General features: G+C 56.4%; 7 protein-coding genes. 6 read left to right on the top strand and 1 reads right to left on the bottom strand.

Features of this window, described 5'->3' with window-relative positions; translation table 11 throughout:
• Nucleotides 1-207: 207 nt before the first annotated feature.
• Entirely contained in the window at nt 208-1,101 is an 894-nt protein-coding gene (locus AC2FNC_RS19420) for a LysR family transcriptional regulator (RefSeq protein ID WP_480521479.1), read from the bottom strand.
• A gap of 106 nt (nt 1,102-1,207) precedes the next feature.
• Between AC2FNC_RS19420 and AC2FNC_RS19415 the strand changes: the two genes are divergently transcribed.
• The 6 genes from AC2FNC_RS19415 to AC2FNC_RS19390 all read left to right on the top strand — a co-directional run.
• Nucleotides 1,208-2,176: an NAD(P)-dependent oxidoreductase gene (locus tag AC2FNC_RS19415; RefSeq protein WP_496716362.1), complete on the top strand. Its 969-nt coding sequence runs from the start codon at nt 1,208-1,210 to the stop codon at nt 2,174-2,176.
• 66 nt (nt 2,177-2,242) lie between these two features.
• Nucleotides 2,243-2,842, top strand: coding sequence for an HD domain-containing protein (locus AC2FNC_RS19410; RefSeq protein ID WP_496716361.1), 600 nt, complete (start codon nt 2,243-2,245; stop codon nt 2,840-2,842).
• A 5-nt stretch (nt 2,843-2,847) separates the two neighbouring features.
• Nucleotides 2,848-3,690 (top strand): 3-methyl-2-oxobutanoate hydroxymethyltransferase, encoded by an 843-nt coding sequence (locus tag AC2FNC_RS19405; protein ID WP_480521485.1) that lies wholly within the window; start codon nt 2,848-2,850, stop codon nt 3,688-3,690.
• Between the two features lie 134 nt (nt 3,691-3,824).
• Nucleotides 3,825-4,490 (top strand): sterol desaturase family protein, encoded by a 666-nt coding sequence (locus AC2FNC_RS19400; RefSeq protein WP_496716359.1) that lies wholly within the window; start codon nt 3,825-3,827, stop codon nt 4,488-4,490.
• A 239-nt stretch (nt 4,491-4,729) separates the two neighbouring features.
• Nucleotides 4,730-6,157, top strand: a complete 1,428-nt coding sequence (locus tag AC2FNC_RS19395; protein WP_496716357.1) for an aldehyde dehydrogenase family protein — start codon at nt 4,730-4,732, stop codon at nt 6,155-6,157.
• Nucleotides 6,158-6,183: 26 nt separating this feature from the next.
• Nucleotides 6,184-7,153: ABC transporter substrate-binding protein (locus AC2FNC_RS19390; RefSeq protein ID WP_496716355.1), on the top strand; the 970-nt coding region annotated here is incomplete at its 3' end.

Below are 7,153 nucleotides of genomic sequence, written 5' to 3'. Positions count from 1 at the left end.
TAAAGCCCTCAACCGCATGACCCGTCTAGGTCGTGCGACCTATGAACGTGTCGCATAACGAACCGGGGAAAGGGGCAAATGCGGCCCAAGCGCTATTCGTGCAACGCGGTCTCGGAGAAACGAGACGCGGGACAAAGCAGACACTCCGCTCAAATAGTTGGATGTTTTGTTTCGCACTTATTTTTCTATCGAGGCTGGGCAGAACTACTAGCAGTTCCGCAGATATTTTCGAAACAGTTCAACTTCGGGGACAAGCGCTTTGTTGGCGTCTGGGGTTACCAGATACAGCCCCTGCCTGGACGTGATTGTCAGGTTTGACAGCTGCACAAGAAGCCCGGTTTCGACAAAGAACGCCGCAAATCTCTCAGCCAGCAAGCATATGTGCGGGCCATGCGAGGCAATGACTGCTGCCGCAACAGAACTATCAGTGGATATCCGGTTTTTGTGCGCTTTTGGCCGTTCTCCCAATAGGTGGCTACGAAAAAAGTCCCCCCATTGATCCTCGATACCAACGATATGAACGAGAGGTCTAACTGCAAGATCTTCAGCAGTTACTAGCGTTGGCATTGTTTCCCGAGTCTTGGGAGAACACAAGGGAACGAGATCATCATGAAACAGCAGTTCGGCTCTGTAGCCCGGCCAATTCCCATGCCCTAGGCGCAGTTCTATATCCGCTTCGTCCGCCTGATTATCAGCCCAAACGGAAGAACTCATTCGGATTTCGATGTTTGGAAACTCACGGGAGAACTCCTGAACAATGTTCGACACCCAGATCGCTGAGTACGACAATGGAGCGCGAACTGATAGCCGGGTCGGCTGTCGAAGGCCGAAAATGCTGGTAGTTGATCCCATTATTTCCGCAAACGCACGTCGAATTGAAGGCAAGTACGCCTTTCCGTTTTCAGTCAATCTCAGCCCTCGCGGCAAGCGCACGAAAAGCGCATAGCCCAGATGGGCCTCCAACGCTCTTACGCGGTGGCTTATTGCAGATTGAGAAAGGTTCAATTCCTCAGCCGCGGCCATGAAGTTCTCATGCCGGGCCGCAGCTTCGAAAGCCTGCAGTGCGGGAAGTGGCGGCAAGCTGGTTCTGGTGTCAGACATATAGCCTCCAATTTTTAGACCCCTTAGGGCACAAAGAGTTCTTTTGACTGATACCCAATTGCCCCGCATCGTCAAGAGAACTGTCACGTTCAAGAAAGAATCAAGAATGCGCGTCGGATTTATCGGTTTGGGAAACGTAGGGGCAAAACTGTCGGGCAGTCTGTTGCGCAACGGGTTTGACGTCATCGTCCGCGACTCGGATCAAGCTGCGGCTCAACCCCTTCTGGATCAGGGAGCGATCTGGGCTGAAAGCGGCCGCGCGTTGGCCGAAGCCTGCGATGTGATCATCACTTGCCTGCCGTCACCCGTGGTTTCCGCCAAGGTGCTGGAAGAAGAAAACGGCGTGTTGGAAGGCATCTCAAAGGGCAAGATCTGGCTGGAGATGTCCACCACCGAAGCCGAAGACGTGCAACGTCTGGGGGCCTTGGTTGAGGCCAAAGGCGGTATCGCGATGGACAGCCCCGTTTCCGGCGGCTGCCATCGTGCCTCAACCGGCAATATCGCCATCTTTACCGGCGGCAAACGCGAGGCGTTTGAACAGGTGCTGCCGCTGTTGTCGACCATGGGCCGTCAGATCGTGCATACGGGCAAGCTGGGGTCGGCCTCGGTGCTGAAAGTGATCACCAACTACCTGGCGGGCGTGCAGCTGGTCTCCACCGGTGAGGCCTTTATGGTCGCCAAAAAGGCAGGCATTGATCTGGCCGTGGCCTATGACGCGATCCGGGTGAGCTCCGGCAATTCCTTTGTGCATGAAACTGAAGGCCAACTGATCCTGAACGGCAGTTACAACATCAACTTCACCATGGATCATGAGGTCAAGGATGTGACCCTGTTTGACGATCTGGCCAAGTCATACGGCGTTCCGGTCGAGCTGTCGCCGATCTGTGTGGCCGCGATGGAGGACGGGCTGAAACGCTATGGCCCGCGCGTGTGGTCCAGCCAGGTGGTCAAACGGCTTGAGGATGATTGCGGCACCGACCTGCGCGCGCCCGGTTTCCCGGAATATCTGGTCGATCACGAACCCGAAGGCGCAGGTGCCGAAGTCGTGGTGAAACACCGCGCCTCTTACGAGTGATCTGCGCTGGCGACCGAAGCTTCTCCCCCTTCGGTCGCCAAACTCAAAATTGGAAAGGGCATAGCCATGGATAAGTCGCATAAATCCAGCTGGACCAGTTTCGGAAATGCCACCAAAGAAGATTTTCTGGCGGTGATGGACTATGAGGACACCTACAACGCGGCCCTGCCAGACCAGATACTGGACGCGCTCCGGTCGCTGGACGAAGAGTGGACCCCTTACCCCGTCAACCGCTATCAACACAGCTTGCAGGCCGCGACCCGCGCCTATGAGGACGGCGCAGACGAGGAAATCGTGGTTGCTGCTTTGGTGCACGACACCGGCGATATCCTGTCACCCTACAACCACGGCGAACTGTCTGCAGCGATGATGAAACCCTATGTCAGCGAGCGGACATACTGGATCCTGAAACATCACTGCGTTTTCCAGGGGTATTATTACAATCACTATCTGGGCGGGGACCGGAACGCGCGCGACAAGTACAAGGACAGCCCCTATTGGGAAGACTGCCGGTACTTCTGTCATGAATATGACCAATGCGCCTTTGATCCGGATTACCCAACAAAACCGCTGGAATTCTTCGAGCCAATGCTGCGCCGTATTCTGTCCAAGGGCGAAGGGCATATGGAGCTGAATGAGACTGCGGATGGACCGGTTGCGGTGTAACAGGCATGGTCAAGTCCAGACGCATATACACCTATGGCGGGCACGAAGCGTTGCGCAACCACACGGTAGCGGATTTTGTCGCCGGCAAGGGCGCACGCAAGTTTACGCAAACCACCTCCTATGATCAGGAAGAGGCCCGCGCGGCGCAAGCGGCGGGCATCGACCACCTGTCGATTTTGGACTCCGACGTAACTGAGATCCGTGCAGGCGCTCCGAACACGTTCATTACCGCCTGCCTGCCCGCAACGGATTTCGCAACCCATGACGAAATACTGCGGGCGGCGATCAAGGCCGCCGAAGCGGGTGCGGATGCTGTGTATACGATACGTTCGCTTGATGTTGTAGAAATGCTGGCCAAAGAGGGACTGGCTGTACAGGGCCATCTTGGCCTTGTGCCGAGACTGTCCACCATGATCGGCGGTTTAAGAGCTTATGGGCGCACAGCCGACGAGGCATTGAGCCTGCACCATGCGATGCGGCGGCTCGAAAATGCGGGTGCCTATGCCGTTGAACTGGAATGTGTCGCGCATGAGGTGATTGCCGAGCTCAGCCCCAGAACCGGGCTCGTCACCCATTCCATCGGGTCCGGTGGGGCCGCTGATGTGATTTTCATGTTTCAGGAAGACATCTGCGGCGACATCGACAACCCGCCACGCCATGCCAAGGCATTTGCCAACATGGCACCGATCCGCAAACAACTACAGGCCGAAAAACACAAGGGTCTCACGGCGTTTCGCTACGCGGTGCAGGATGGATCCTTCCCCGACGCCGCCCATTCGATTGCGATGATAGACGGGGAACTAACGAAACTCTGCGAGGCGCTGGAAGCGCTTTCTGCTGAAACCTGAGAAAGTTTGATCTGATGTCCGACACAGCGCACCAGCCTCAAGACGCAGAACCGGCCTCCATGAGCTGCGAATGGCACTACCATCCGGACTTGCCCGTGAAGTATGCACCCTATTGGGATTGGCCTCCGTAACCGATGAAGCTGTTGAAATGGCTGTGGAATACCTATTTTCAGTTCTCGGATCGCGCGATCTATCTCGCGCTTGCCTTCGTGGTTGCATATTGGCTGCAGCCAGTTGCTCCGGATCAGACCTCGTTCGGTTTTGGGTGGGCGGCCTGGGTTGTCCTGCGCAACTATCTGGCGGTGATTGCGGTGGCGGGTGGTTTGCACTGGTGGCTTTATATCCGCAAAGGGCAAGGCAACCGGTTCAAGTATGATCCGCGCCCGATACTGCCGCGCAAGAACGCATTGTACAAATTCGACTATCAGCTGCGCGACAACATGTTTTATGCGCTGGCCTATGGTGTCCCGATCATGTGCGGCTTTGAGATCGGTATGCGCATGGCCATTACCAATGGCTGGGTTGCGCCGGTGAATTTCTGGGATCACCCGATTTATTTTGTGCTGCTGTTCCCGGCTCTGGCAGTTTGGCAGAGCTTTCATTTCTATGTCATTCACCGGGCGATCCACTGGCCACCGCTCTACCGGCATGTCCATTCGATCCACCACCGCAATGTCAACACGACGTCGTGGTCGGGCATGTCGATGCACCCTTTGGAGCAGCTTCTCTATATCAGCTCGGTGCTGATCCTGTTGGTTATCCCGGCCCATCCGGTGCATCTGATGTTCCTGCTGTACTAGCTGGTTCTGGGCGCAATCTCGGCGCATGCCGGATACGAGACGCTGTTTGTCAAGAACAAGGAGCGGCTGGATATCGGGTCGTTCTTTCACCAGCTGCATCACCGTTACTACGAATGCAACTACGGCAACTCTGAAATGCCGTGGGACAAGTGGTTCGGCACCTATCACGACGGGTCCGAAGACGCGACGCGCGTCACGCGCGACCGCAAACGGAAAATGCACGCGAAATGAGCAACTTCATGACACCAGAGAATTTCTATATCAACGGCGACTGGGTCACCCCACTTTCTACGTGCGCATTTCCTGTTCTGAATCCGGCCACAGAAGAGCGGATCGGGACGGTCTATCTGGGGAACGAGCATGATCTGAACAGGGCGGTGGCCGCCGCGTGCGCAGCATTCGAAAACTATTCACGAACCTCGCGTGACGAGCGGTATGCACTCCTGGAACGATTGCTGCAGATCAGTGAATCCCGGCGCGAAGATATGGCGCAGGCGATGAGTGCGGAAATGGGCGCACCGATCACAATGTCGCGCGACGCCCAGGCAGATACCGGTATCGGGCATCTGCGGGGCATTCTAGAGGCACTGAAGGCACAAGATCTGCGTGAGGTCTTGACCAATGGGGACGTTTTGGTGCGCGAACCCATCGGCGTTTGCGGATTGATCACACCCTGGAATTGGCCAATCAATCAGATCGCCCTCAAGGTGCTTCCTGCGCTGGCGGTCGGCTGTACCTGCGTTCTGAAACCTTCGGAACACACCCCTCTTTCTGCCACTGTTTACGCACAGATGATCCATGACGCAGGGTTTCCTCTTGGTGTGTTCAACCTGATCCATGGTGACGGGGAGAAAATTGGATCGGGCCTTTCGCGCCACCCCGATGTGGACATGATGTCATTCACCGGATCGACGCGCGCCGGGATTGCTGTGACCAAAGATGCCGCCGATACGATCAAACGGGTGACACTGGAACTGGGCGGAAAATCTCCCAATCTAGTCTTTGCCGATTGCGGCGACGATCTGAACGAGCGGGTCACAGCATCAGTTTTGGAATGCATGTACAACACCGGTCAAAGCTGTGATGCGCCCACCCGGATGCTGGTCGAGCGCCATTGCTATGATCGTGTGCTGGAGTTCGCAAAATCCGCCGCCGAGGGGCAAATGGTCGGCGATCCGGTGCAGGAAGGCGATCATATCGGACCATTGTTTGACCGGATTCAGTTTGACCGGGTGCAGGACATGATCGAAACGGGCATTGCCGAAGGAGCGACCCTGTTGGCTGGCGGGCCCGGTCGCCCTGGCGGGTTTGATCGGGGGTGGTATGTGCGGCCCACAGTATTTGCCGATGTCACCAATGATATGGCCATCGCCCGGCAGGAAATCTTTGGCCTGGTGCTGGTGATCATCCCCTTTGAGGATGAAGAGGATGCGATCCGCATCGCCAATGACACGCCCTACGGTCTGGCCGCATATCTGCAAACCGGTGATCCGGACCGTGCCGAGCGTGTTGCCGCCCGGCTAAGGGCCGGCGCCATCCATATCAATGGCGGGGGTTTCAATTATGGCTCGCCCTTTGGTGGATACAAGCAATCGGGCAACGGCCGAGAGGGCGGGATGTTCGGGCTTGAAGACTATCAGGAAATCAAGACGCTTCACTTTGGGTGAGGCGCAATATCCAGGGAGGATACCAAATGAACGAATCCCGTGAAACCCGCCCGATAGTGGCCAAAATGGCGGACGCTGTGCGCCGCGGTGAAATGAGCCGCCGCGAATTCATTGCGACGGCCAGTACATTTGGGGCCAGCGCAGCAACAGCTTATGGCTTGCTGGGAATGAGTGCCCCGGCGCAGGCGGCAACCGGCATTCCGCAAAAGGGCGGCGTTGCGAAAATCGAGATGCGGGTTCTTGCTCTGACTGAGCCGCGCTTTCAGGATTGGGACCAAGCCAACAACGTAAGCCGCCAGTTCCTTGAGCCTCTGGTGCGCTGGGAACTCGACTACAGCTTTGGCGGTGTATTGTTGGCAAGCTGGGAGGTTAGCGATGATGCTAAAACTTATACGCTAAACCTGCGACAAGACGCGATCTGGAACAACGGCGACCCGTTCACTGCCGATGATGTAGTCTTCAATATCGAACGCTGGTGTGACAAGTCCGCCGAAGGCAACGCAATGGCATCCCGTTTTGCCAGCCTTATCGACGAAGAAACGCAAAGGGCGGGCACAGGTGTCATCGAGAAAGTTGATGAATACACCGTGCGCCTTAATCTGCCCCGCCCCGATATCACGCTGATCGCGGCGATGGCTGATCATCCCGCGCTGTTGGTCCATCCAAGTTTCTCGGGCAGTATCGTGGATACGCCTATCGGCACGGGACCGTTCGAATTAGTGTCCCACATGGTTGGGGAAAAGGCTGTGTTTAAACGGCGGGATAACGGTTGGTGGGGTGGTCAGGCTCATCTCGCCGGAATTGAATTCGTCGATTATGGCACCGATCCTTCGGCAATCGTCGCTGCGTTCGAGGCTGGTGAAATCCATGTCAACGACAATACGTCTGCCGATTTCGTCGAAGTCCTAGACGGGCTTGGCTTGGTGCGGAAAGAAAAGGCGACCGCAAACACCATCGTTGCCCGCATGCGCGCTGACAGCGCCCCTTATGACAATG

The sequence above is a fragment of the Ruegeria sp. BHSA123 genome (assembly GCF_059613425.1).
Note: the sequence above shows the minus strand (reverse complement) of the source record. Positions and strands in the feature narration are given on the sequence as shown.

Excerpts from the sequence above, each read along its gene's own strand:
- AC2FNC_RS19400 (WP_496716359.1), top strand. The coding sequence starts at position 3,825 with ATGAAGCTGTTGAAATGGCTGTGGAATACCTATTTTCAGTTCTCGGAT.
- AC2FNC_RS19420 (WP_480521479.1), bottom strand. The coding sequence starts at position 1,101 with ATGTCTGACACCAGAACCAGCTTGCCGCCACTTCCCGCACTGCAGGCT.
- AC2FNC_RS19395 (WP_496716357.1), top strand. The coding sequence starts at position 4,730 with ATGACACCAGAGAATTTCTATATCAACGGCGACTGGGTCACCCCACTT.
- AC2FNC_RS19415 (WP_496716362.1), top strand. The coding sequence starts at position 1,208 with ATGCGCGTCGGATTTATCGGTTTGGGAAACGTAGGGGCAAAACTGTCG.
- AC2FNC_RS19405 (WP_480521485.1), top strand. The coding sequence starts at position 2,848 with ATGGTCAAGTCCAGACGCATATACACCTATGGCGGGCACGAAGCGTTG.
- AC2FNC_RS19410 (WP_496716361.1), top strand. The coding sequence starts at position 2,243 with ATGGATAAGTCGCATAAATCCAGCTGGACCAGTTTCGGAAATGCCACC.